The organism is Aliivibrio sp. 1S128 (assembly GCF_001691065.1).
GTDB lineage: Bacteria > Pseudomonadota > Gammaproteobacteria > Enterobacterales > Vibrionaceae > Aliivibrio.
Window position 1 is genome coordinate 1 of sequence record NZ_MAJV01000143.1, and the last position, 2,542, is coordinate 2,542.

Annotated in this window: 1 protein-coding gene and 1 pseudogene; both read right to left on the reverse strand. The window is 39.4% G+C overall.

Annotated features, from left to right (window positions below; all coding sequences use genetic code 11):
- Positions 1–279, reverse strand: a pseudogene (locus A6E03_RS20400) (hypothetical protein); the annotation flags it as partial.
- Positions 269–2,542 (reverse strand): hypothetical protein (locus tag A6E03_RS20305; protein WP_065601456.1); only part of this gene is annotated, 2,274 nt, incomplete at its 5' end. The gene A6E03_RS20305 and the pseudogene A6E03_RS20400, both read right to left, overlap by 11 nt.

Sequence of the window (2,542 nt, forward strand, 5' to 3'; positions counted from 1 at the left end):
GTGATAACAACGATGTTTATCTGGTGTAAAAAGATATCTTGAAATCAATACCATCATAGTCAGAAAAGTAAATATCGCCCAAAAAGAATATGAATTTAAGGTTATATCTTCAGAAACAGACCAAAGAAATAACAAGATAAGTAAACCAATAAATACCGAAGACATCCAATTAAATAGATTATTATATTTTAATCCAGCCCCTTCATAATCCCATGCATAAATAACCTCTGCACTATATAACTGTTCTTTTAATTTAATTATGTTGTCTTTAGAGCCCATCATTCACCTCAACTTTAATAGTGCGAGTAATGTTATCTTTCTGTGCAGCCGATACAACAAGTTCACCCTGGTTATTACCTGAAGCAATATAGCCTAACTGATCATGCTCTGATGTTTGCCAGTTAAAAGGCAAGTCAATGAAGAGCGTAATACTATCTTTGATTGTACCAGCTAAATCTAAACGATAGACTGGGTTTCCCGTTTCATCTTTACTCCAAATACCATTTTGTTCATTTACTACCACCGCAGGTTTTGGTGAAGACGTCACATAGCTATATTTATTTTGTCCTGGTTTACGCGTAACTTGTAACCCAATGGACTTACCTTTTGTGTGCATGGGTAAAGATATCTCTAATTGCCATTGTTGCCCCGCAACAGAAGCGTACATTACTTTAGAAGGAGTGCTAGAAAATACCTTATTTAGCCTCACTTGAGGCTTATGAATAATACGCTCCAGTCTGGCCAACTCATCAACGGCTTCCCATTGCTTTGAAGCTTTACCCCATGTGGAATGTAATAACCACTTTTCTAATTCTGTACGCTTAAAAGCATTGATAATTATAATTGAGATAAAAAAGAGAATTGAACTAACCATAAATGTGGTCAGCATCCAAGGAGCAATAATAGAGCTAATACTAGCTCGACCTATTAAACTATTAATGTTTGACCTAAATTGCATCGAAAATACAAACAGTTGGGTTGCAGTAGATGTCCCTTTCAGCCCATACCCAAACCGTTCCATCGGTGAATGACTCATATCTTTAAATTTATCATAGCTCTCCCACGTCTCTAATGCTGTCGCGATTAAGCCAAATAAAGATACCGCAGCGGTTGTTTTGGCAAAGGTTTTAAGTGCCATTGTTTCTGAAACACTAGCTTCTTTTATCGCTAAATGTAAACTCTTCTTAAGTAATTCTCCATCTGTAGCCATCTTACTCCAAGTAACATCCCTCCAAACTGCGGTGACTGCTGATACCGCATAACTCGTCGCATAGGTTGCTTCTCTGACTGCTGGGTCGGTCCATACATTACTTTCAGGATATTGCTCTGCTTTATGGTGGAGATTTTTAAGTACTGCTGCCGTGTTCCAAAGGTTAAGGATCGCGACAACCCCTCCCATCTTGCCCATTTTATTCCACGATGCTTGAGTAGATTGTTTGCCTTGCTGCCAGCTGCGATCAATTGCTTCATTGAGCATTTGCTTGGCGGCATTATTGACAGCTTCATATTTAAGCATCACCATCACTGGAATTTCGCTACTCAATAGCTTTTGCATTCTTTGTTGAGCGCTGCGCATGGTTTGTATTTGATGGTTTTTTGGTGTCGGTTGCCCTGATGGAGGCTGACTAATTTGACGAATAACCATCACTTCTGCATTCATCTTTCGCTGCCACACGGCAAAGTGTGCAGGATAATCTGGGTTATGTATCACTATTGCCTCGGGGTTAACCAACGCTTCTAATATGACCAACCTTAAATTACTGACCATCCCCTCAGGCGTTGTTGCACTGTTCATTTGATGTGGAAACAGTAAATTCGCTATCCCTCGCCAACTCTCTTTAGCTTGGCCTGTCACTGCATTTTGCAGAGCAATAAAACTTAACTGAACAGGCTCAGCTAATGCTTTAAACCATTTATTATCTTGAATTCGAATATCATCTGTAAAGCCTCCCCAACTCGCTATCGCTCCCGATAATGCCCCCATATCACCTGAGCTATTGGTTGAAATAAGGTGATTACTTAGCTCTTCCACATGATCATTAAGCACTTGTAAGTTGTCGTTTGAAAATCCCAATGACGCTAGTGCAAACAGTGTTTTTGGCGAATCGAGGGAAAGTGCACTTTCTAGAGTGGCGTACTCCTTCTCGGTATTCACCGCTTGTTTTATTACCTGTAAATATTGGCTGATTACACTTAATAAATAAGTAAGGTGGTCTTCATCTTGATTATCAATACCAATGACTAATGGATCCGTTCCTAATTGCTCAAACGCCTCCATAAAATCTTGATAGAGCATGGCAATACGCTTATCTTGATCTTTAAGTTGGGTGTAGTGTTGAGTAAGAAACTCATCTAACTCACTCCAATTAACCTCATCACTAAAAAGAGTATTCTTTTCCCAAGCGGTTTTCTGCTCATCACTGGGCGTAAAATGGTATTTTTCTTTTAGTTCAGAGTGTTTCTCTAACGCTTCTTCTTGAAGTGGAGTAAATGGGGTATTGCCAATGCTTGGATTTGACTCGAAAGCCGCAGACTCTTTATC